This is a genomic window from Micromonospora sp. CNZ303, from assembly GCF_004345505.1.
On record NZ_SLVT01000014.1, the window covers coordinates 148,170 to 170,276 of the forward strand.

Annotated in this window: 12 protein-coding genes; 1 reads left to right on the forward strand and 11 read right to left on the reverse strand. The window is 76.1% G+C overall.

The window, feature by feature from the left end; translation table 11 throughout:
* Position 1: 1 nt before the first annotated feature.
* Genes EV374_RS22060 through EV374_RS22100 form a run of 9 tightly spaced genes read right to left on the reverse strand, consistent with a single transcriptional unit; the run spans position 2 to position 17,567 of the window.
* Positions 2 to 1,777 (reverse strand): condensation domain-containing protein, encoded by a 1,776-nt coding sequence (locus EV374_RS22060; protein ID WP_132238349.1) that lies wholly within the window; start codon positions 1,775 to 1,777, stop codon positions 2 to 4.
* Positions 1,777 to 4,632, reverse strand: coding sequence for an amino acid adenylation domain-containing protein (locus tag EV374_RS22065; RefSeq protein ID WP_207914444.1), 2,856 nt, complete (start codon positions 4,630 to 4,632; stop codon positions 1,777 to 1,779). The genes EV374_RS22060 and EV374_RS22065 overlap by 1 nt, the downstream gene beginning before the upstream one ends.
* Entirely contained in the window at positions 4,629 to 5,471 is an 843-nt protein-coding gene (locus EV374_RS22070; protein WP_132238351.1) for an SDR family oxidoreductase, read from the reverse strand. Before EV374_RS22070 ends, EV374_RS22065 begins: the two co-directional genes overlap by 4 nt.
* Complete coding sequence (locus EV374_RS22075) at positions 5,464 to 6,168, reverse strand: thioesterase II family protein (protein WP_132238353.1); 705 nt, start codon at positions 6,166 to 6,168, stop codon at positions 5,464 to 5,466. Before EV374_RS22075 ends, EV374_RS22070 begins: the two co-directional genes overlap by 8 nt.
* Entirely contained in the window at positions 6,165 to 6,917 is a 753-nt protein-coding gene (locus tag EV374_RS22080; protein WP_132238355.1) for a thioesterase domain-containing protein, read from the reverse strand. The genes EV374_RS22075 and EV374_RS22080 overlap by 4 nt, the downstream gene beginning before the upstream one ends.
* Positions 6,910 to 12,255 carry a non-ribosomal peptide synthetase gene (locus EV374_RS22085; protein WP_132238357.1) on the reverse strand — a complete coding sequence of 1,782 codons (5,346 nt, stop codon included), beginning with the start codon at positions 12,253 to 12,255 and terminating at the stop codon, positions 6,910 to 6,912. Before EV374_RS22085 ends, EV374_RS22080 begins: the two co-directional genes overlap by 8 nt.
* A complete protein-coding gene (locus tag EV374_RS22090; protein ID WP_132238359.1) occupies positions 12,252 to 13,268 on the reverse strand; it encodes a TauD/TfdA family dioxygenase in 1,017 nt (338 codons plus the stop codon). Before EV374_RS22090 ends, EV374_RS22085 begins: the two co-directional genes overlap by 4 nt.
* Positions 13,265 to 14,323: a TauD/TfdA family dioxygenase gene (locus tag EV374_RS22095; RefSeq protein WP_132238361.1), complete on the reverse strand. Its 1,059-nt coding sequence runs from the start codon at positions 14,321 to 14,323 to the stop codon at positions 13,265 to 13,267. Before EV374_RS22095 ends, EV374_RS22090 begins: the two co-directional genes overlap by 4 nt.
* Positions 14,316 to 17,567 carry a non-ribosomal peptide synthetase gene (locus EV374_RS22100; RefSeq protein WP_165947868.1) on the reverse strand — a complete coding sequence of 1,084 codons (3,252 nt, stop codon included), beginning with the start codon at positions 17,565 to 17,567 and terminating at the stop codon, positions 14,316 to 14,318. The genes EV374_RS22095 and EV374_RS22100 overlap by 8 nt, the downstream gene beginning before the upstream one ends.
* A gap of 499 nt (positions 17,568 to 18,066) precedes the next feature.
* On the opposite strand from EV374_RS22100, the gene EV374_RS22105 reads away from it, so the two are divergent.
* The gene (locus EV374_RS22105; protein ID WP_132238365.1) at positions 18,067 to 19,680 is read left to right on the forward strand and encodes an RICIN domain-containing protein; all 1,614 of its coding nucleotides are present in this window, start codon (positions 18,067 to 18,069) and stop codon (positions 19,678 to 19,680) included.
* A gap of 185 nt (positions 19,681 to 19,865) precedes the next feature.
* Here the strand turns inward: EV374_RS22105 and EV374_RS22110 are convergent, their stop codons facing one another.
* On the reverse strand, positions 19,866 to 20,669 hold the full coding sequence (locus EV374_RS22110; protein ID WP_132238367.1) for an SGNH/GDSL hydrolase family protein: 804 nt from the start codon (positions 20,667 to 20,669) through the stop codon (positions 19,866 to 19,868).
* Positions 20,670 to 20,907: 238 nt separating this feature from the next.
* A complete protein-coding gene (locus tag EV374_RS22115; RefSeq protein WP_165947869.1) occupies positions 20,908 to 22,089 on the reverse strand; it encodes a class I SAM-dependent methyltransferase in 1,182 nt (393 codons plus the stop codon).
* Positions 22,090 to 22,107 lie beyond the last annotated feature (18 nt).

The following is a 22,107-nucleotide window of genomic DNA, read 5'->3' on the forward strand; positions in this document are numbered from 1 at the left end:
CTCACAACTCGATGTCGATGGTGGAGGGTGCCCCGGCGGCGACCCGGCGGGCCCCGGTCAGCTCGCCGACCGGCACCCCTGGGTCGGCCAGGACGGTGTCGGCGATCTCCAGCCAGAGGTCGGCGAAGGCCCGCACCGTCCCGGGCAGGAACAGCCCGGCGTCGTACGCCCAGTGCACGCGCAGCGAGTCCGCGCGCTCGTAGACCTGCATGTCCAGGTCGAACATGGCCTGGCCGGTGGGCGCGACGGCCAACTCGACCCGCCGCCCCAGGAAGTCGGCGGCGGCCACCTCGGCGTGCTGCATCGCGAACAGCGTGTCGAAGAGCGGATGCCGGTCCTGGTCGCGGACCGGCAGCACCTCGGCGACCAGCGTGTCGAACGGGTAGTCCTGGTGCGCGAACGCGTCGACCACGTCGTGCGCCACCTCGGTCAGCAACTCCCGGAAGGTGGCCTCCGGCCGCACCCGGTGCCGCAGGCAGACCGTGTTGACCAGCATCCCCATGGTCGCGTCCAGGCCCGGGGCGCCGCGACCGGCCACCGGGGTGCCCACCGTGACGTCCGTCCCGCCGGTCGCCGCGGCGAGGAAGGTCGCGTAGCAGGCGAGCAGCACCTGGAACAGGGTCACCCCCTCGCGCCGGGCCAGCGCCCGCAGCGCGGCGGTCCGCTCCGCCCCGACGTCGAACTCGACCGTGCCGGCCCGCGCCGTCGCCGGGCGGCCGGTCAGCCGCGCCGCGTCGGTGGGCAGCCGCAGGGGCGCCGGCGGCTCGGCGAAACGCCGACGCCAGTAGTCGCCCCCGGGCGGCTCTCCGGCGGTGGCCCACACCGCGTAGTCGGCGTACTGGGCGGGGACCGGCGGTGGCTCACCGCCGGCGTAGACGGTGTCGACCTCGCGCAGCAGCAACGCCAGGGAGAGGCCGTCGGTGACGATGTGGTGCAGGTCCAGCGCCAGCACCGGGCCGTCGCCGGTACGCCGCAGGGCGGCCCGCAGCAGCGGCGGGGCGGCCAGGTCGAACGGCTCGACCGGCAGCGTCCCCGTGCCCTCGACCTCCGGCAGGTCGAACCCGACGGCCGGCAGCACCCGCTGCACCGGCCGGCCCGCCTCGGTGCCGAAGGCGGTGCGGAGGATGTCGTGCCGGGCGATGACGGCGCGGAACGCGTCCGCCAGCCGGGCGCGGTCGACGTCCGCCGGCAGCGGCACCAGCAGCGGCAGGTTGTAGGTCACCGACGCGGGGTCGCGGGACTGGGCGAGGAAGACGCGGCGCTGCTGCGGGGAGAGCGGATAGGCGTCCGCCGCCTCGGCGCGGGGCAGCGGCACGGCCGCCCGGGCACGGCCGATCTCCTCGGCGAGACCGGCCACCGTCGGGTGGCGCAGCACCGCGGCGAGGGAGACGCCCACCCCGAGGGCCCGCTGCGCCTCGACGGCCAGTCCCGTCGCGGCGAGCGAGTCGCCGCCGGCGGCGTAGAAGTCGTCGAGCACGCCCAGCTTCGGCACGCCGAGCAGGCGTTCCGCGATGCGCACCAGGACGCGCTCGGTGTCGTCGCGCGGCGGCAGGTACGCCCCGAACCGGTCGTCCGGCTCGACCAGGTCGACGGGGTCGAGGGAGTCGACCTGCACGATGTGCCGGGGCAGGTCGGCGTCGGGCAGTTCCCGGGCGAGCAGGCCGCGCAGGTGCAGCGGATCGAGGTAGTCCTCGGCCACCACGTACGCGCAGCCGCCCTTGACGGCCACCTCGCGCACCTGGGGCCAGAGGCGGGTCAGCGTGTCGACGTCGGCCATCACCGCTCCGTACCGGTCGCGCCGACCAGGGCGCGCACCGTGGGGTGCACGTACAGGTGGCGGGGGGTGAACTCGCCGAGGCCCTGCGCGCGCAGTTCACGCAGCAGCCGCAACGCGAGCAGGGAGTTGCCGCCGAGGTCGAAGAAGTTGTCCTCCGGCCCCACCTCGGCGCCGAGCACCCGCTCCCAGACCGCCCGGATCCGCTCGGCGCGACCGGGCCCCGCCCCGGGGTCGGCGGGTTCCCGGGGGGCGGGCAGGGGCCGGGCGGCCGGCGCGGGCAGCCGGGCGGCGTCGAGCTTGCCGTTGGCGGTGAGCGGCAGCGCGGGCAGCGGCGTCACCGTGGCCGGCACCATGTACTCGGGCAGGATCCGGGCCACCCGGCGGCGCAGCTCGGCGGGCGGGTCGGCCCCGTCGGCGAGCACCACGTACGCGTGCAGCCGGGCGTCGGCGGTGTCCACGGTGACCGCCACGGCCAGCACGTCCGGGTCGTCGAGCAGCACCTGGCGGATCTCGTCCAGCTCGATCCGGTAACCCCGGATCTTGACCTGGTCGTCGAGCCGGCCCAGGTGCTCCAGCCGCCCGTCCGGGAGCAGCCGGCCCCGGTCGCCGCTGCGGTACATCCGCCCGCCCCGCCAGGGATCGGGCAGGAAGCGCTGGGCGGTCAGCTCGTCGCGGTGCAGGTAGCCGTCGGCCACCCCGGCGCCGCCGACGTGGATCTCCCCGGCGGCGCCGGGCGGCAGCAGCCGCCCCTCCGGGTCGAGCACGTGGACGTACCAGCCGGACAGCGGGCGACCCACGGAGCGGGTGCCGGCCAGGGCCAGGCCCCGGTCGATGGTCTGCGCGGTGACGTGCACGGTGGTCTCGGTGATGCCGAACATGTTGACCATCCGGCAGTCGCGCTCCGGGTACCGGTCGAACCAGCCGGTCAGCATGCCGGCGTCCAGCGGCTCGCCGCCGAACACCACCAGGCGCAGCCCCAGCCGGTGCGCGGCCCGCCGGTCGGCGTCGACGAGCTGCGCGAACGCCGACGGGGTCTGGTTGAGCACGGTGACCCGCTCCGCGCGCAGCAGGGCGTGGAACTCGGCCGGGTCGCGGACCACCAGGTGCGGAACGACGACCAGGTGCCCGCCGGTGAGCAGGCAGCCCCAGATCTCCCAGACCGAGAAGTCGAACGCGCTGGAGTGGAACAACGTCCAGGTGTCCGCCGGGCCGAGCCCGAACTCGTCCCGGGTCGCGGCGACCAGGGCCAGCACGTTGCGGTGCGGGACCTGGACCCCCTTCGGCCGCCCCGTGGAGCCGGAGGTGTAGATGACGTACGCGGGGTCGTCCGGGCCGGCCGTCGCCGCCCCGGCGCCCGCCGCGTCGTCGGTGTCGTCGGCGAGCAGCTCGTCGACCTCCACGCCGTCGGCGCCGACGAGCAGGCTCACGCGGGAGTCCTCGACCGTGTAGCGGATGCGCTCGGCCGGGTAGGTGGGGTCGATCGGCACGTAGGCGGCGCCGGCCCTGAGCACGCCGAGCAGCGCCGCCACCAGGTCCACCGAGCGTTCCAGGCAGATGCCGACGCGGGTGCCCGGCCCGCAGCCCCGCGCCCGCAGCGCCGCCGCGATCCGCCCGGCGCGGGCGTCGAGCTGGGCGTACGTGAGCCGGTCGGCGCCGTAGGACACCGCCGGGGCGTCCGGGGTGTCCCGCGCCCACCCGGCCACCCGCTCGTGGATGCCGCCGGTCGGCTCGGGCAGGCCGACGGCCGCCCCGCCGAGGGCCGCGACCCGGTCCCGCTCGGCGTCGTCGAACAGGTCGCAGTCGGCCAGCGCGCGGTCGCCGTCGGCGAGGAGCTGGCCGAGGACGCGGGTGACGTAGCCCGCCACCGTGGCGACCACGTCGGCGGACCACACGCCGGTGTGGAAGTCGCAGGTGACGGTGCTGCCGCGCAGCGTCAGGGTGAGCGGCCACGGCGGCGTCAGGCTGGGCAGGTAGGTGTCGGCCGGGCTGTCGGCGGTCAGCACGCCGACAACGGCCTCCGGCGACCCGGCGTCGGGCGTCCGCCCGTGGACGGGCCACGGGGCCGGCTCGGTGGGCCGGGCCGCGAGGGCGCGCAGGGTGCCGTCCACCGACACGGGCACGACCGCCGGCCCCTCGTCGCGCAGCGTGCCGACCCGCACCCGGCGCACGCCGCCGAAGCGGGCCAGCACCGCGCCGACCGCGCCGGTCAGCGCCAGCAGGTCGGTCCCGGCGGGCACCGCGAAGGCGTACGACGCGGTCCGGTCGGCGCCCGGGCGCCCGCCCCGCCAGGCGGTGTCGCCCTCGTGGTCCCCGTCGTCCTCGGCCCCGGCCCCGGCCGTCTCCCCGGCGGCGCTCCCCGGCGGCTCCGCCTGCCCGGCCGGGTCCGGCTGCCCGGCCGGGTCCGGCTGCCCGGTCGGCCCCGGCTGCCCGGCCGGGTCCGGCGCGACGCCCTCGGGGCGGTCCCCCGGTCCCGGGCCGGCGGTCGGCTCCGCCCCGGCAGGCGGCGCGATACCGGCCGCCTCGACGGCCAGCCCGCCCAGCGCGCGGCCGGTGAGCGGGCCGCGCCGGGCGACGAGCACCAGGTCGGCGCCGCCGTCGTGGCGCAGCAGCACCGCCCGCACCGGCGGACCGTCGGCGGGCAGCGGTCGCGCCAGTTCGGCGGCGCGGCGCGCGGCGGCCGCCGACGCGGGCACCCGGTCCACCCAGAGCCGGGCGGCGGCGAGGCCCCGGCGCGCCAGCGCGGCGGCGAACCGGGCGGCGACCTCGTCGGGGTCGCCGGCGACGGCCACCGCCGCCGCGTGGCAGGAGCGGCCCGGGTCGGACTGCTGTCGGGTGGGCTGTGGACGGCTGCTCATCGGGTCGTGAATCCTCCGTCGACGGTGATGACCGAGCCGGTGACCTGCGACGACTCGTCGGAGGCCAGCCAGAGTGCGGCCTGGGCCACCGAGTCGGGCTCGATCAGCGCGTTCATCGGCTGGGCCTGGACGAACGTCTCCTCGTGCTCGGCGACCGGCACCTCCAGCGACCGGGCGATCTCGGCCAGCATCCGACCCTCGACGTACGGGTCGTCGCGCACCGAGCCGGGGCACAGGGCGTTGACCCGCACCTTCAGCGGCGCGTAGTCCAGCGCCGCGGCCCGGGTCAGGCCGACCAGGCCGTGCTTGGCGGCGACGTACCCGGCGAAGTGCCGGTAGCCGACCAGGCCGGCGGTCGACGCCACGTTGACGATGCTCCCGGCGCGCTGCCGGCACATCACCGCGCCGACCGCGCTGACCATCCGCCACGGGCCGGAGAGGTCGACGTCGAGCATTAGCTGCCACTCGGCCTCGCTGATCTCGTGCACCGGCTTGCCGGAGGGCGCCGCGATGCCGGCGTTGTTCACCAGGACGTCGATCCGGCCGAACCGGTCCAGGCAGAGCGCGACGGCGGCCCGCACCGCGTCGAGGTCCCGCACGTCGGCCTCGACCGGGTACGCGGCCACCCCCAGCTCCGCGCAGAGCTTGGCGGTGTGCGTGAGCTGGCTGGCCGAGCCGAGCGGGTACGGCACGTCGGGCAGGTCGTGGGCCACGTCCACCAGGACCAGGTCGGCGCCCTGCGCCGCGAAGGCGGTCGCGCAGGCCCGGCCCAGCCCCCGCGCGGCGCCCGTGATGATCGCGGTCCGGCCGGCCAGCCGGCCCGGCGTCGGCTCAGGCACCGGCCAGCCTCCGTCGCACCAGCGCCAGCAGCTCGGCCGGGTCGTCGGCGAGGTACATGTGTCCACCGGCGACGGTGAGGGAGGCGAACCCGGCGGAGGTGACCCGGTCCCAGCCGGCCAGCGCGGAGGCGGCCACCAGGGTGTCGTCGGCGCCGCGCAGCGCGGTCACCGGCACGTCGAGCCGCTTGTCGCCGCCCGGCCGGTAGCCCTCGTGCAGCTCCACGTCGGCGCGCAGGGTCGGCAGCAGCAGCTCCCGCATGTCGGGATCGGCCAGCGCCGGGTGCGTGTAGCCGGCGAACTCCTCCACCCGCGCCACGAACTCGTCGTCGGGCAGGTCGGCGGCCGTGTGGTCGCGGCCCGACCACGGGTCGGGCGAGCCGCTGACGAACAGGTGCGCCAGCCGCACCCCGGCCGCCTGGGCCAGCCGGCCCGCCATCTCGTACGCGAGCACCGCGCCCATGCTGTGGCCGAACAGCGCCACCCGGTCGCGGCCGGCGACCAGTTCGAGCACCTCGTCGAGGAGCCCGTCGACGGCCTGGTCCATCCGGCGGTACGGCTCCTCGACGAAGCGCTTCTCCCGGCCCGGCAACTGCACCGGGAGGATCTCCAGGTCGGGCGGTGCGACCCGCTGCCACGGTTGGTACACCGAGGCGCCCGCGCCGGCGTACGGGAAGCAGAGCAGTGACGTGACGGTCAAGACGGCTCCTTGCCGAGGAGGGCGGACCGGACGGCGCCGAGCAGTCCGGGGTCGGCCCGGGCGAGCAGGTCGTGCCCGCCCGGGACGGTGACGGTGGTGCAGCCGGCGGTGGTGAGGTCGGCCCACGCCGCCGTCCCGACGTCGTCGACGTGCGGGTCGGCGTCGCCGCGGATCGCGGTGACCGGAACGCCGATCGGGCCGGCGTCGCGGTAGCGGTAGCTGCGGCCGAGTTCGAAGTCGGCGCGGGCCGCCGGCAGCGCGGCGGCGGCCAGCTCCGGGTGCGCGGCGACGGCCGCCGGCATCGTGCCCAGCGCGACCAGTTCGGCGAGGAACGTGGCGTCGTCGGCGCCGGAGTGGTCCGGTTCGACCTCGGCGCGGTGCGGGGCGACGGCCGAGGAGACCACCAGCAGATCGGCCGGATGGTGCCCGCGTCGCTCCAGCCGGCGGACCACCTCGAACGCCACGTACGCGCCGAGGCAGTCGCCGTAGACCGCGTACGGCCGGTCCAGGTGCGGCGCCAGGGCCGCTTCGAGGGCCTGCACCAGCGGCGTCATCCGCCGTGGCGCGGGATCGGCGACCCGCTCGCGGCGGCCCGGGTACTGCACCGCGTTCACCTCGACGGCGCGCGGCAGCCCCGCTCGCCAGGTCTCGAAGGCCCCGGCGTTGCCGCCCGCGTAGGGCAGGCAGAACAGGCGCAGGGCGGGCCGGGCGACGGGCGCCCGGACCACCAGCCACGGGTTCTCAGCCATCGCGGCTCACCCGCTCGACGACGGCGCCGTAGCTGCCCAGCGCGACGAACTCCGGCAGGGTGATGGTGCTGCCGTGGCGCTGCCGCAGCGCGGTGACCAGGCGCAGCGCGCGCAGCGAGTCGCCGCCCGCGGCCAGGAACTCCGCCCGCTCGCCGCGCGGCGCCACGCCGACGACCTCCTGCCAGACCGACGCCACCCGGGTCGCCCAGCGGTCGCGGGCGTCCCCGTCGCGGGGGGCGGGGACGCCGGGACCCGACGGTCCGACGGCGGGCAGCGGCGCCGTCGGGTCGGTCGCCAGCAGCCGGCGGTACGCCTCGGCCAGCCGGTCGGCCCGCGCCTCGTCGACGTGCCGGGCGTCGTACTGGAGGGTCAGGGCGAGCTGGCCGGTCGCCGGGTCCACCTCCACGTCGACGGCGAGGCTGAACGCCACGTCGACCGTGATGCCCCGGCTGTCGACGATGCGGCTGCCACGGCCTCCGCCGCCCTCGCCCTCGTCGGCGCCGCCGTGGAAGTGGGTCCAGTTGAAGAAGTGGTCGAAGCGGGGCCCGGCCCCGCCCGCCCGGACGATCTCGGCGAGCGGGAACCGGTGGTGGCCCATCAGCGACCGCTCCGCCTGCCAGGCGTCGGCGGCCAGCTCGGCCAGCGACCGGGTGCCCAGCACGGCGCTCACCGGCAGGGTGTTGAGGAACAGCCCGAGCGTGGCGTCGCTCCCCTCGGCCTCGGGCCGGGCGCCGACGACCAGCCCGGTGACCACCTCGTCCCGGCCGGCGGCCTCCCCGATCACCCGCAGGTGGACCGCGAGCAGCCAGGACTTGGCCGGTACGCCGGCGGCCCTGGCGGCCTCGGTGACGGCGTCGGTGGTGGACGCCGCCAGCGGCACCCGCCGGGTGGTGGTGATCCGTGGCTCCGCCCCGCCGAGCAGCAGCGGCGGCACGCCGCCGGCGCCCTCGAGCCAGAACCGGCGCGACCCGGCGTCCGCCACGGCCTCCCGTTCGGCCGCCACGTACGCGCGGAAGGGCAACGTCGGGCGGTGCGGCACGGACAGCCCGGCGCGGCGCCGGTCGTACGCGGCCAGCAGTTCGCCGAGGAGCAGGTGCAGGCTCCAGCCGTCGAGGATGGCGTGGCACTCCGCCACGATGAGGGTGAAGGTGTCGGTGTCGTCGCGCACGGCGTGCAGCCGCAGCAGCGGCGGCCGGTCCCAGTCGAAGGGCCGCACCCGCTCGGCCGACACCAGCTCGTCGACGCGGGCCCGGCGGGTGGCCTCGTCGGCGTCGGTCAGCTCCGTCACCGGCACCTCGACCGGCACCTCGGCGTGCACCAGTTGCAGCGGCTCGGTGTGGGCGCCGAGGGAGAAGCCGGTCCGCAGCACCGGATGGCGTGCGACCAGGTCGGCCAGCGCGGCGCGCAGCGCCTCCGCCTCCAGCGGCGCGTCGACGCGGTGCGCGGTGACGTTGTGGTACATCGCCGGGTCGCCGGTCAGCTCGCAGTGGTAGACCATGCCCTGTTGCAGCGCCGTCATCGGGTAGGCGTCGGCCAGCCCGGCGGGCAGGCGGTCCCGGTCGGCGGCGGCGACCAGGGCGAACGGCTCCGCCGCCCCGGCCACGTCGGAGGCGTCGGAGGCGTCGGCGTCGGGCCCGGTGAGGGTGATCTCGCCGTGCGCGACCAGTTCCCGGATCGACTGGTGCACGAAGATGTCGCCGAGCCGGAACGACAGGCCGCGCCGGTTCGCCGCGACCTGCATCTGGATGCTGCGGATCGAGTCGCCGCCGAGGGCGAAGAAGCTGTCGGTCACCCCGACCGACTGCGTGCCCAGGACCTCCCGCCACGCCTCGACGAGGATCTCCTCGGCCCGGTTGGCGGGCGCCACGGCCGGTTCCCGCCGGGCCCGGTCGAGCTCCGGCGCGGGCAGCGCGGCCCGGTCGAGCTTGCCGTTGCGGGTCAGCGGCAGGTCGTCGAGGAGCACCACGGCCGCGGGGACCAGGTGGGCGGGCAGCCGCTGGGCGAGCCAGTCGGTCAACCGGGCCTCCAGCGGGCCGGCGGCCGGGCCGTCCGGGACCGCCACCGTGGGCCGCGGGTCGGCGGCGTACTCGGGGCGTACGGCGTGCAGGGTGTGCCGGTCGGTGCCGGTGAGCAGGTCGTCCTGGCGGGTGACCACGTCGAACCCGCGGTCCTCGAAGAGGGCGATCAGCTCGTCCAGGCGCCCCTCGGTGTCGGTGCCGACGGCGTCGTGCACCTCCATGGCGACCTGCGCGATCAGCGGCCAGTGCCGCTCCTCGATGCCGGCGAGCACGTCGGCCTCGGCCCGCTGCACGTCGATCTTCAGCAGGTCGATGCGCTCCGGCGCGACCTCGTCGATGACCTCCGACAGCGGGCGCACGTCGACGGTCACCTCGGCGCCGTCGAAGCGCTCCGCCAGCAGCTCGTCGACCCGCTCCAGCAGGGTCTCCCGGTCGGACTCGCCCCGGTCGCGCTCGTTGGCGAGGAACCGCTTGATCACGGCGACCTCGGCCGCCGGGTCGGCGTACGCGGCCTGGCCGGACATCATCGAGTAGCCCGGGTAGTAGGTGAAGGAGACCTGCCCCGGCGCGGTGGACAGGCCCACCGGGTGCACGGTGGCCGGCACGCCGAACTCCTCGACGTTGCGCCGCAGGGCCGCCACCACCGACGGCACCGGCTCGAAGGCGTGGATGGTCGCGTCCGGGCAGGCCGCGTGGACGAACAGCGAGAACATGCCGATGTTGGCGCCGACGTCGAAGACCGTCGCGCCCCGGCGCAGCACGATGCCGTCGCGCAGGTAGACCCGCTGCGTGAAGATCTCGTCGTACAGGTAACGGGTCTCGTGCGGGTTGATCCCGGCGACCCGGTCCAGGTCGACGTCGACGGCCGGCGCGGCCGGGCGGACGTAGCCGACGAGGCGGTCGCCGTGTCCGTCGTCGTCGCGGGCCACGACCGCCGCGTCGGCGACCTCCGGGTGCGCCCGCAGCGTCGCGGCCACCTCGCCCGGCTCCACCCGGAAGCCGTGGATCTTCACCTGGTCGTCCAGCCGGCCCAGGTAGCGCAGGCGCCCCTCGGCGTCGAAGCGCACCCGGTCGCCGGTGCGGTAGACCCGCTCCGTCCGGCCGCCGGGCAGGGCGGCCCGGACGAACCGGCGGCCCGTCGTCTCCGGGTCGCCGAGGTAGCCGTCGGCCAGCTGCGGCCCGCTGACGCAGAGCTCGCCGGCCACGCCGGGCGGCACCGGCCGCAGCCGCTCGTCGAGGATCCACACGCCGACGCCCGGCAGCGGACGGCCGATCGTCGGCGCCGTCGCGGGACGGATCTCCGCGGCGGTGCTGTCCACCGTGCACTCGGTGGGCCCGTACAGGTTGACCGCCCGGACGCCGGGCAGCGCGGCGAGGGTGTCCCAGAGGTCCGGCGGGATCGCCTCGCCGCCCACCAGCAGCAGCTCCGGCAGCCGGGCGTCGCCGGCCCCGGCGAGCAGGATGCGCAGCTGGGAGGGGGTCAGGTCGAGCACGTCGACCCGGTTGTCGGCGAGGGCCGCGGCCAGCGCGGCGCCGTCGCGCCGGGCGTCCTCGGGCACCAGGTACAGGCTGCGGCCGTGGGCGAGCTGCACGAGCTGCTTGACCGAGGCGTCGAAGGTGAGCGGGGCGTTCACCGCCACCCGCAGCCCGGCCCGGCTGCCCGCGTACACGGTCTCCTCGAGCGCGTGAGCCAGGTGGGCCGCGGCGCCGTGCGGGACCTGGACCGGCCGCGGCGTGCCCGTGGAGCCGGAGGTGAAGATGACGTAGGCCGGGTCGGTGGGCGCCACCGGGGGCACGGCCGCCGTCGCGGTGCCGGCGGCAAGCTCGGCGACGGTGGCGCCGGCGAGCCCCGCCGGGCCGCCCGCGCCGACGACGAGCCCGGCGTCGACCGCGCGGACCTGCGCGGCGAGCCGCTCGGCCGGCGCCGCCGGATCCAGCGGTACGTACACCGCGCCGGCCCGCAGCACGCCGAGGAACGCGGCGACGGTGTCCCGGCACCGGGTGGCGAGCACGCCCACAGGCGAGCGGTGCAGCCCCCGCTCGACCAGGCCCGCGGCGACCCGGGCCGCGACGTCGCGCAGCTCCCCGACGGTGTACGTGCCGTCGGCGGCGACCACCGCCGGGCTGTCCTGGTCGACGCCGGCCAACCCGTCGTCGAGCAGCTCGACGAGGGTGCGCACCGCGGCGCGGGACGGCTCACCGGCCGCGTCGGCGAGCCAGCGGGCCTCGCCCTCGCCGGTCAGCGCCAGCGGTGTGCCGTCGGCCAGTGCCCGGGGCAGCGACCCCAGGATCGCCAGCAGGCCCTCCAGCAACCAGCGGCCCCCGACGACCCGCACGGTCACCTCGTCGTCGCCGACCACGGCGGTCAGCTGCGGGCCGGCCGTCGCGGGCGGCGCGGAGACCTCGACGGCGGTGGCGCCCAGGCCACCCAGGGCCGCCGGGTCCCCGGCCGGTACGACGGCGAAACCGGCGACCGCGTCGGAGTGTGCGCCGACCGGCTCGACCAGGTGGAACGCCTCCTCGGCGGCGGACTCGGCGGCGCGTACCTCGTCGAGCAGCGCCTTGGGCGCGGCCGGCAGGGGCAGGCCCAGCCGGACCGGCGCGTGGCCGCCCAGCGGGCCGACGACACCGGCCGTCCCGGTGGCCTGCCGCCCGTCGCTCCACCGGGCCAGCACCAGGTCCGCGTCGTCGACCCCGGCGGGCGGCTCGGCCCGGCGGGACAGCGCGAGCGCCCAGGCGGCGAAGAGCAGGTTCGCGACGCCGACGCCGGCCTCGCGTGCGGCGGCGGTCAGCGCCGCGGCGGGCAGGGTCGCGGTGCCGACCTCGGCAGGGTCGTCGCCGTGCGGGGCGACCAGCCGCGCGGCCGGCGCGGCGGGTGCGCCGAACGGGTCGGCCTCCTGCCGCTGCGACAGCTGCCACTCGGTGACGTCGAGGAACTGCAGGGCGTCGGGGTCGTCGGCCAGCCGGCCGTCGGCGTACGCGCGGGCCAGGTCGGCGAGGACGAGCCGCAGGCTCGCCGGGTCGGCGATCAACGGCGTGGCGGCCAGCTCCAGGGCGTCGTCGGTGACGGTCACCGACAGCTCGCCCTGGGCGCCGACGACGACGCTGCGGCCGTCGTCGACGTCCTGCAACGGCACCCGCAGCCCGGGGTGGTGCACCAGGGTCAGGCGCAGCGCCTCGTGCCGGGCGACCACCGCGTCCAGGGCGGTCTGCAACCGGGCCCGGTCCAGCGGGCGGTCGAGCAGCACCCGGGCGCGGACCAGGTCCTGCGCCCCGGACCAGGCCAGCCGCTGGATCGGGGACAGACGGTAGCCGTTCACACCACGCTCCGGTTGAGGTAGAGGTCGGACATGGCGACCAGGATCTGCCGGTCGCCGCTGAAGGGTTCGCGACCGTGGGTCGCGAGGAAGTTGTCCACCACCAGCACGTCGCCGCGCTGCCAGGGAACCGACACCGCGTGTTCCCGGTACAGGTCCCGGATGCCGGCCACCACCTCGTCGGGGATCGGCTCGCCGTCGCCGTAGTAGGCGTTGCGGGGCAGCCCCTCGGGCCCGTACTCGCGCAGCAGGGCGGCCGACACCTCGGCGGGCATGTTGGAGACGTGGAACAGGTGCGCGTGGTTGAACCAGACCGTCTCGCCGGTGCGCGGGTGGGTCGCCACCGCCTGCCGGCGGGCCCGGGTCCGCAGCCCGTCGCCGTCGAGCCAGGTGTACTCGGTGGCCGAGTCGGCGCAGTACTTCTCGACCTCGGCGCGGTCGGTCGTCTGGAACGCCTCCTGCCAGGGCAGGTCCAGGTGCGGGCCGTAGTTGCGCACGTAGCTGACCCCGTGCCGCAGGAACCGCTGCCGCACCTCGGCGGGGATGCGCGGGCTCACCACCCGCTCGCTGGCCAGCGGGGTCGCGCCGCCGCTGCCGGTGGCCGGCTGGGCGCACCAGAAGTAGAGGTGGGTGGGCCAGTTGTGCGAGTACGACATCTCGTGGTGCAGCGGGATCCACTGCTCGGCGTTGAACTCGGTGGAGGTGAAGACCTTCTCCGCGACCTCGTGCCGGGGCGCGGCGCGTTCCAGGTAGCCGAGCAGGTCCGGGCTGACCGCGCGGGCGGCGCGGCTGAAGTCGTCGGCCGTGGCCACCTCGAAGCCCCGGAAGAAGACCGCCCCGTGGGCGTCGAGGTCGCGCAGCAGCTCGTCGCGGCGCCCCGCCAGCCAGCCGGCCAGGTCGAGGTCCGGCACGGCGGCCTCCACCAGCAGCACGAACGTGTCGTCGACCAGCACCCGGCGGGACACCGGCGAGGTGACCGCGCCGCTGCCCCGTCGGCGCGGCGCCGGCCCCGTCACGACCGCACCCCCGTGGAGGTCACGGTGGCGGCGGCCAGCTCGGGCGCGGCGACCGGGTCGGACATCGCGGTCAGGATGCGCCGGGGCGGCGTGAACGGCTCCCGGGCGTGCGCGGCCAGCATGTTCTCCACCAGCAGCACGTCGCCGCGCCGCCACGCGAAGGAGCGGGTCTCGGCCGCGTACGCGGCGCGCAGCTCGGCCAGCACGTCGTCGCCGATGGGCGTGCCGTCGCCGTACGCGGTCTGGTAGGGCAGGTCCTCCTCGGCGAGCGACGCGCGCAGCCCCGCGCTGACCTCCGCCGGCAGCGAGGTGACGTGGAAGAACAGGGCGTGGTTGAACCAGGTCCGCTCCCCCGTCACCGGGTGCTCCCGCACGGCGGGGCGGACCTGCCGGGTGCGCAGCTGCTGCTCGCCGACCCACTCGACGTCGATCAGCGCGCGGGCGCAGTACGCCTCCACCTCGGCCCGGTCGTCGGTCTGGAACGCCGTCTGCCACGGCAGGCTGATCCCCGGCAGGTAGTTGCGCCGGTAGAGCACGCCCCGGCGCTCGAATCCGGCGACCGTCTCCGGGCGCAGCCGGGCGAGCACCCGGCGGCTGTCGGCCAGCGGGGTGCGTCCACCGGCGGCGGGCTCGGTCTCGCAGTGGAAGACGATGCGCAGCGGCCAGTTCACCGTGTACGACTGCTCGTTGTGCAGCACGATCGGCTGGTCGGCCGGGTGCTCGGTGGAGGTGTAGACGCCCTCGGTCACCTCGCTGCGCGGCGACGAGCGCTCGCCGTAGCTGAGCACGTCGTCGGAGAGGGCGGCCATGACGGTGCGGAAGTCGGCAGCGCCGTCGACCGCGAAGCCACGGAACAGCACGGCGCCGGCGCGGCGCGCCAGCTCGTCCACGGTGGACCGGTTGCCGGCCAGCCAGGCGGCCAGGTCCACGTCGGGCACGTTGGCCAGGACGAGGGCCGGCAGGGGCCCGCCGGGCCAGTCGGGGCGTACGTCGACCAGGGACCGTTCGCGGCCGCGGCGCGGGATCACCGGCGCGACCGGGGTCTGCTCACTCATCTCTCGTTCCCCCCAGGGTGTGGGCACATCGGGCGAGGCTGCGCCGGGGATCGGCGGCCGCGCCGCGTAGGAGTGCGGTGAAGCGGCGGTGCCACGTGTCGACCAGTTCGCCGTCGAAGCGGTCGGTGCGGTAGGTCCAGAGCGCCGCCAGCCCGTCGCGGCGCTCGTCTAGCCAGAGGGTCAGGTCGAGCCGGGCGGTGTCGGGGGTCAGCTCCACCCCGACGAACTCGCCGCCGGAGGCGTCGACGTGCCGGGCCGCCGGGGCGTTCTGCACGCCGAACGCGACCTGGACCAGCGGGTTGCGGCCCGGCTGCCGGGCCGGGCGGAGCCGCTCGACGACGACGTCGAACGGCACGTCCTGGTGGGCGGCGGCGAAGAGGGTCACCCGGCGCGCCTCGTCCACCAGGTCGGCGAAGGACCGCTGCGGGTCGGGCCGCAGGCGCAGGGGCATGGTGTTGACGAAGCAGCCGACGCTCTGTTCGGCAGCGACGCTGGTCCGGCCGGCGAAGGCGACACCGATGAGCACGTCGGTGCGGCCGGTCTCCGCGGCGACCAGCGCGGCGAAGGCGGCCAGCCCGACCATGTGCAGGCTGGCGCGGCTGGTGCGGGCGAGGTCGCGGACCACGGCGGCGGTGTCGTCGTCGATGCGGGTCCGCAGGGCGGCCCCGGCCGGGGAGCGGTCCGCGCGGGGCGACGTGGCGGCGGCGAGCGCCGGTGCGGCGGCGGGCAGGTCGAGGACCGTCGGCGCGCCGCGCAGCGCGGCGACCACGGCGGCCACGGCGTCCCGGCCGGCCGGGGCGGTCAGCCAGTCCCGCTGGGCCACGGCGAGTTCCGCCGGGCCGGTCGCCGGACCGGCCGGCCACGGCGGGCCCGCCCCGGCGCCCGCCGACTCGGCCTCGCAGGCGCGGCCCAGGTCCCGCACGATGACGCTGAACGACCAGTCGTCGCAGACGATGTGGTGGGCGACCAGGAGCAGCGCCGCCCGCCCGTCGTCGGCGGCGACCAGTCGGGCGCGCAGCAGCGGGCCGGTGGCGAGGTCCATGGGGGTACGCGCGTCGGCGGCGGCGAGCTGGTCGAGCTGCTCGTCCAGCGGCACCCCGGCGCGGGGTGGGGCGACGACCAGCGGCACGTCGAGGTCGTCGCGGACCCGCTGCACCGGGCCGTCCGGGCTCGACGGGAAGACGGTACGCAGCGCCGGATGCCGGGCCACCACGCGGCGCAGTGCCCGGCCGAGCATCCCCGGGTCGGTCCCCGGCGGCAGCCGGACCGCGAACGACACCAGGTAGGAGGTGTCGGCCGGGTCCAGCTGGTGCAGGAACCACAGCCGGGTCTGCGCGGCCGAGAGTGGGGCCGTGGCCACGGGCGCCGCGGGTAGCGTACCGCCCGCCGACGGGTGCCCCGGCCCGGGTGCGGCTCCGGCGGTCGCGGCGGTGCCCGTGGCGGCGGGTCCGGCGGCCCGGCGCAGGTCGTCGAGGTGGCCGGCGAGCGCCGCCACCGTGGCGTGCGCGAACAGCGCCGCCGGGGCGACCGGCAGGCCCGTCGCGGCGGCGAGCCGGGTGGCGCAGCGTACGGCCAGGAGGGAGTCGCCCCCGAGGGCGAGGAAGTCGGCCTCCGCCCGGTCCACCGGCCGGCCGAGCACGTCGCGCCAGACGGCGGCGACCGTGGCGGCGGAGCCGGCCAGCGGCGCGCCGTCGCCGTCGCTCGCGGCGGCGGCGGCGATCTCCGGGGCGGGCAGCGCCGCCCGGTCGACCTTGCCGTTGGGGGTGGTCGGCAGGCGGTCCAGCCAGACGACGGCGGACGGCACGAGCGGGGCGGGGACCGCTTCCCGCAGCAGGTCCCGCACGTCGTCGCGGCGCTCGCCGACGAGGTAGCCGACGAGCAGCGGGTCGCCGCTCGGCCCGGTCCGCACCGCGGCGGTCGCCTCGCGTACGCCGGGCAGGGCGGCCAGCCGCGCGGCCACCTCGCCCAGCTCGATGCGGTATCCGCGCAGCTTCACCTGGTCGTCCAGCCGGCCGAGGAACTGCAACTGCCCGTCGGGGCGCAGCCGGACCCGGTCGCCGGTGCGGTACATCCGCTCCCCCGGGCGGAACGGATCGGCCAGGAAACGCGCCCGGGTCTCCTCCGGCCGGTTGAGGTAGCCCCGGGCCAGCCCGGCGCCGGCCAGGTACAGCTCTCCCGGTTCTCCGGGCGGCACCGGCCGGCCGTCCGCGTCGAGCAGGTAGACGCGGGTGCCCGGCAACGGACGGCCGATCGGCGGGTCTCCCCCGTCGGCCGGCACCTCCGCCCAGGTCGAGTAGGTGGTGTCCTCGGACGGCCCGTAGAGGTTGCAGAGCCGGCGTACGTGCGGCCGGGCGAGCACCCGGGCGGCGAGCGCCGCGGTCAACGGCTCGCCGGCGAGGCAGACGGTGCGGACGTTGCCCGGCAGCGCGCCGGCCGCGAGCAGCTCGCTCATCGCCGACGGCACGGTGTTGACCAGGGCGACGGGCAGCCGGTCGGCGTCCGGCGCGGCCAGGGCCAGCGCGTCGCGGACGAGCACCACCCGGCCGCCCCAGCAGAGCGGGCCGAAGAGCTCGAAGACGGACAGGTCGAAGCAGACGGACGTGGCGGCGAGCACGCCGCCCAGCTCGACGTCGGTGAAGGTCTCCCGGGTCCAGTGCATGAGCACGGAGGCCGAGCGGTGCTCGACGGCGACGCCCTTGGGCCGGCCGGTCGAGCCGGAGGTGTAGATGACGTACGCCAGGTCGGACGGGTCGCCGGGCAGGCCGGGCCGGGCCGCCGGCCGGGCGTCGAGGTCGAGGTCGGGGTCGTCGAGGCGCAGCGCGGCGTCGGCGAAGCGGTCGGCGAGGTCGGCCACCGTCAGCACCAGTCGGGCCCCGGAGTCCTCGGTCATGAAGGCGACCCGGGCGGCCGGGTAGGCGGGGTCCAGCGGCACGTAGCAGGCACCGGCCTTGAGCACGCCCAGCAGCGCGGCCACGAGCCGGGGACTGCGGGGCAGGCAGACGCCGACGCGGTCCCCCGGACGCACCCCCCGGTCGACGAGGAGCGTGGCCAACCGGTTGGCCGCCGCGTCCAGCTCGCCGTAGGTGAGGACCTGCCCGTCGCACCACACGGCGTCGGCGTCGGGGGTCCGGTCGACCTGGGCCTCGACCATCCGGTGCAGGGTGTCGACGGTGGACGGTCGGACGGCGGGGCGGGACGGGGTGGACCGACGGACCGGCCCGGCGGGGCGCGCGGGTGCGCTCACCGCGAACCGCAGACTGGCATGGCGCGTCCCATCGAGCACTCCCCCAATACCGACGGTGATCGGTCGCGCGCCCGCTGCCAGGTCGACGACCGGAGAGGGTGACACATCGTGACCATGAGCCACCGGGCCATCGCTCTCCGCAGAGAGAGTCCACGACCGCCGATTCCACTGCCAAGATGTCTCCCAGGATTCGGGACACGAGTGGCGCCCGCGTGGAATCCCAGATCCGGCCGATCCCGCGGATGGTCGGGCCGCCCCGACGGGCCCCACCACGGCAGACGTCCCGCCGCGCGACCAGCGGGTCCAATGTGGGCACCGGACGACTGTCAGGTATCGGGCAGCTCCCCCGAGCACCGGCGGCCGGTCACGTGGGCGGCGTTCGCGCCGGGACGGGAAAGCGCTTACCATCTTTGATGCATCGACGGGATTGGATCGCTGGCGGCCTCGACGGGGTGGTCGCGCGCCCCTCCCGCCGCCCCGCGCCAACCGAAGGAGCCACATGACGTCCCCCGACACGCACAGACACCCCACCCGTCGACGCCTCGGCCTGGTGGCCACGGCCGCACTGGCGCTCGTCGGCGCCGCCGTGGCCGTCGGTCCGCAGCCCGCCACGGCGGCCACGGTCGACGCCGGCGCCACCTACGTCCTCGTCAACCGGCACAGCGGCAAGGCCATGGACCTGTGGGGCTGGTCCACCGCCGACGGCGCGCCGGTCAACCAGTTCACCCGCAACGACCTGGCCGTGCAGCAGTGGCGGTTCGTCGACGTGGGCGGCGGATACCACCAGATCCGCTCGGCGCACAGCGGCAAGGTGCTGGAACTGCCGAGCGCCGAGGACGGGGTCCAGCTCGTCCAGAACACCGCCGCCAGCGGCAACACCCGGCAGCACTTCCGGCTCGCCGACTCCGACGGCGGCCACGTCCGCCTCGTCAACCGGCACTCCAACAAGGCGCTGGACGTGTGGCAGTGGTCGACCGCCGACGGCGCGATGATCTCCCAGTACCAGGACCTCGGCGGCGCCAACCAGCAGTGGCGGTTGGTCAACCTCGGCTCCGGCGGCACCGCCTGCGGCAGCGGCACGTTCCACGCCGAGGCGGTGCTCAGCGGCGGCACCTGGACCGCCCGCAACGGCGCCAGCACGGTCTACACCGGAAGCGACATGCGCGCCGCCGTCCAGGCCGCCGTGAACAGCCTCAGCGCCGGGCGGACCAGCAAGCAGCGCGTCGTCGTACGCGGCTCCGGCTCGATCAGCGCCGGCTCACGGATCTCCCTGCCCAGCCACACCGCGATCGACGTCTGCGGCACCATCAACGTCACCGGCTCGGGCAGCGGCGACCAGGCGCCCATCTACTCCCGCGGCACCACAGACGTCGAGGTCGGGCACCTCACCGTCACCGGCACCCCGCTCTACGGGATCTTCCTGCGCAACGTGACGAACGTCGTCCTCGGCCGCATCGACATGCGGCTGGGCGGCGGGCTCGGGATCCGCATCGACAACCGCGGGGACACCAGCCAGTGGACCCGCAACGTCCGCATCGACAGCGCGTACGTCTCCGGCGCCAGCTCCCACGCGGTCGAGACGTACGGCGTGGACGGGCTGACCATCGGCACCGTCACGGCGCGCGACGTGGGCGAGTCGGGCCTGCTGCTCAACCAGACGATCAACGCCACGGTCACCACCGTCGACGCCGAGAACGCCGGCGCCGGCACGGGGTACGCCGCCTTCCGGATGGCCAACCGCAACGGGCGCGTGGGCTCCGGCTACCCGACCAACGTCCGGGTGGGCACCGTCCGGGCGCGCGGCGGCGGCCGGGGGATCTTCTGCGTCTCCGAGTCCGGCGGCGCCGTCATCGACCGGGTGGACATCGCCAACACCGGCAACAACGCGGTCCTGATCGAGAACTGCCAGAACGTGGACATCGCGGCCGGCGGCGGCACGATCAGCGGCGGCGGCGAGGTGCGGCTGGCCGAGCGCACCGAGTTCCCGGGCAACCGGGACATCACGCTGCGCAACTTCACTCTGGTGAACAGCCGGATCGTGGAGAACCCCTGCGCGGACAACCTGACCATCAGCAACGTCGGGCTGAGCAACTCCACGATCGTCCGGTGCTGACGGGGCGACCCCGGCGTGCTCGCCGGGGTCGCTCCGGCCGTCCGGCGTCGACGGTCGACGCGGCGCCGGGCGGGTCGGACGGGGCACGGACGCCGCGCGGGCGACCGTGCCCGTCCTCCCGTCCTGGGCGCTCCCGGCCCCGAGGGGGGCGGGACCGGGAGCGCCCGGACGCCAGAGCGCGTCGGTCAGCCCGCGACGGAGCGGAAGACCGGGTAGTAACCGCCGGACTGGCCGGCCGCGGTCGGGTGGTACGAGATGCCGAGGTTGGCGAAGTTGAGGGCGTGCAGCCACTTCGTGCCGGAGCTGCACAGCTGGTGCCCGACGAACTGCGACCGCACGTCGGCGAACTTGAAGCCGGCGGCGACGGCGGCGGTGCGGGTGAGGTCGTCGACCAGGTTGATGCCCTCGTTGATCTTCGCCCGGGAGGTGGCGCTCAGCCCGATGCAGGTGGTGCCGAGCTGGTAGAAGACCGGGTATCCGACGACCACCACCCGGGCCGAGGGCGCCCGGGTCTTGATGCCGTTGTAGACGTTGCGCAGCAGGCCGGGCAGCTGGGCCCGGGCCTTGTCCTGGGCGGCCTGCACGGCGGCCACGCACTGCGTGGTGCCCTGGAGCACGCAGGTGGACATGATGTTGGCGAAGCCGACGTCGTTGCCGCCGATCGTGACGCTGACCAGGGTGGTGGTGGAGCTCAGCGCCGACAGCTGCGTGTTGATCAGGCTGGTGGTGGTGGCGCCGGAGCAGGCGACCGAGCGGTACGACGCGGGCTTGATGTTGGCGGCGTACAGGGCCGGGTAGGCGTTGGTGCTGCGCTGGCAGGAACCGCTCTCGCTGGTGTAGCTGCCGGCACCCACGCCCGAGGCGTACGAGTCGCCGAGCGCCACGTAGCGGTCGGCGGGCGCGGCCTGGGCGGGCGCGGACAGGGTGAGGCTGACGCCGAGAGCCGTGGCCAGGCTCAGGGCGAGGGAAACGAGACGGGTTCTCCGCACGTCGCACTCCGGGGGTAGAGGAATCGAGTGCGAGATTGATATCACCGAATATTCGCGACCGAAAGATCTTGCCGGAACATTTAGGGGTGCCGGTAAAGACCTACCGGGTTCCCGTACCGGTAGGTGCGCCGGCAGGGGTCGCGCGCGCCCGGACCGGGGTCCCCACCGCACGGTGCCGCGAGTCGCGCGGCCCGGCGGACGCGACCCCGGTCGGGGCGTACGCGGACGGGGCGGAACCTCAGCGGGACGCGCCGCCCCCACCGGCGGCCGTCGCCACGAACATGGTCTGCACCTGCTCGGCGGCGTCGAGCCCGGGCACGGCGTGCGCCCGCACGTCGACGAAGCCGGCCCGGCCCAGGGCGGCCCGCCAGCCCGCCACGTCCAGCAGCGGGGACGCCGGCACCCGCGGCTCGTCCTCCTCCGCGTGCCGCCACCAGCCCTCGGCCAGGCCGAAGGTCAGCGTGTTGTAGTCGAGGCGGCTGGTCATCTCGTTGACCACCAGGATGCCGCCCGGCTTGAGCAGCGCGTGGCAGTGCCGCAGCGCGGCGGAGATCCGCAGGGTGGCGTGCAGGACGTTGCTGGCCAGGACGACCTCCATCGAACCGGGTTCGAAGCCCTGGTCCTCGGGCGCGCCCTCCACGTTGTAGCGGGCGAAGTCGACGTGGGGGCGGTCGACGCCGAAGCGCTGCCGTCCCAGTCGCAGGAACGCGGGCCCCACGTCGGTGTAGAAGTACCGCAGCCGCTCCGTCCGGTCCGCCAGGGCGTCGAGCACCGGGCCGCTGGTGCCACCGGTTCCCGCGCCCACCTCCATGACGTGGGCGTAGGAGCGCGGATAGCGCCGCAGGAACTGCCGGACGTGCTCCCGCACCCGCGCCGCGCAGAGCCGGTTGTAGAAGTCCAGCTGGACGTTGTCCCGGTAGATGGCGGAGACCAGGTCGGCGGAGCCGCCCGGGAAGAGCACCTCGTTCGCCGGCCGGTCGCCCCGCACCACCTCGACGAGCTGCGTCTGGCAGGCGACCAGCAGCGGCACGTACCCGGCGACCTCCGGGTGCTCCCGGCGCAGCGTCGCCGCCGCCGCGTCGACCGCGTCGTCCTCGGCGAGCCCGGCCGCCTCGGCGACCCGTCCGGTCACGGCGAGCCCGTCGCCCTGCCGACGCAGCAGGCCGGCGTCCGCCAGCAGGTCGAGCAGGGCGTCGCCGAGCCGCTGGTAGCCGGGGGCCACCGCGAGCCGGGCCAGGATCTCCTCCCGGCCGGCGACGGCCCCGGGGGCGGGCAGGACGCCCGCGGCGGCCAGCCGGGCCGCCAGCAGCCGCCGCCCGAAGTCCGTCACCGCCTCGAAGGAGGTACGGAACCGCGCGTGGCGTTCCTCGTCCACGTCCACGAGCGGCTGCGGCGTCGCCTCGACGTCCGGTGCGGTCACGATGCGCCCTCCAGGTGC

Excerpts from the sequence above, each read along its gene's own strand:
- EV374_RS22065 (WP_207914444.1), bottom strand. The coding sequence starts at position 4,632 with ATGAGCAGCCGTCCACAGCCCACCCGACAGCAGTCCGACCCGGGCCGC.
- EV374_RS22060 (WP_132238349.1), bottom strand. The coding sequence starts at position 1,777 with ATGGCCGACGTCGACACGCTGACCCGCCTCTGGCCCCAGGTGCGCGAG.
- EV374_RS22095 (WP_132238361.1), bottom strand. The coding sequence starts at position 14,323 with ATGAGTGAGCAGACCCCGGTCGCGCCGGTGATCCCGCGCCGCGGCCGC.
- EV374_RS22080 (WP_132238355.1), bottom strand. The coding sequence starts at position 6,917 with ATGGCTGAGAACCCGTGGCTGGTGGTCCGGGCGCCCGTCGCCCGGCCC.
- EV374_RS22105 (WP_132238365.1), top strand. The coding sequence starts at position 18,067 with ATGACGTCCCCCGACACGCACAGACACCCCACCCGTCGACGCCTCGGC.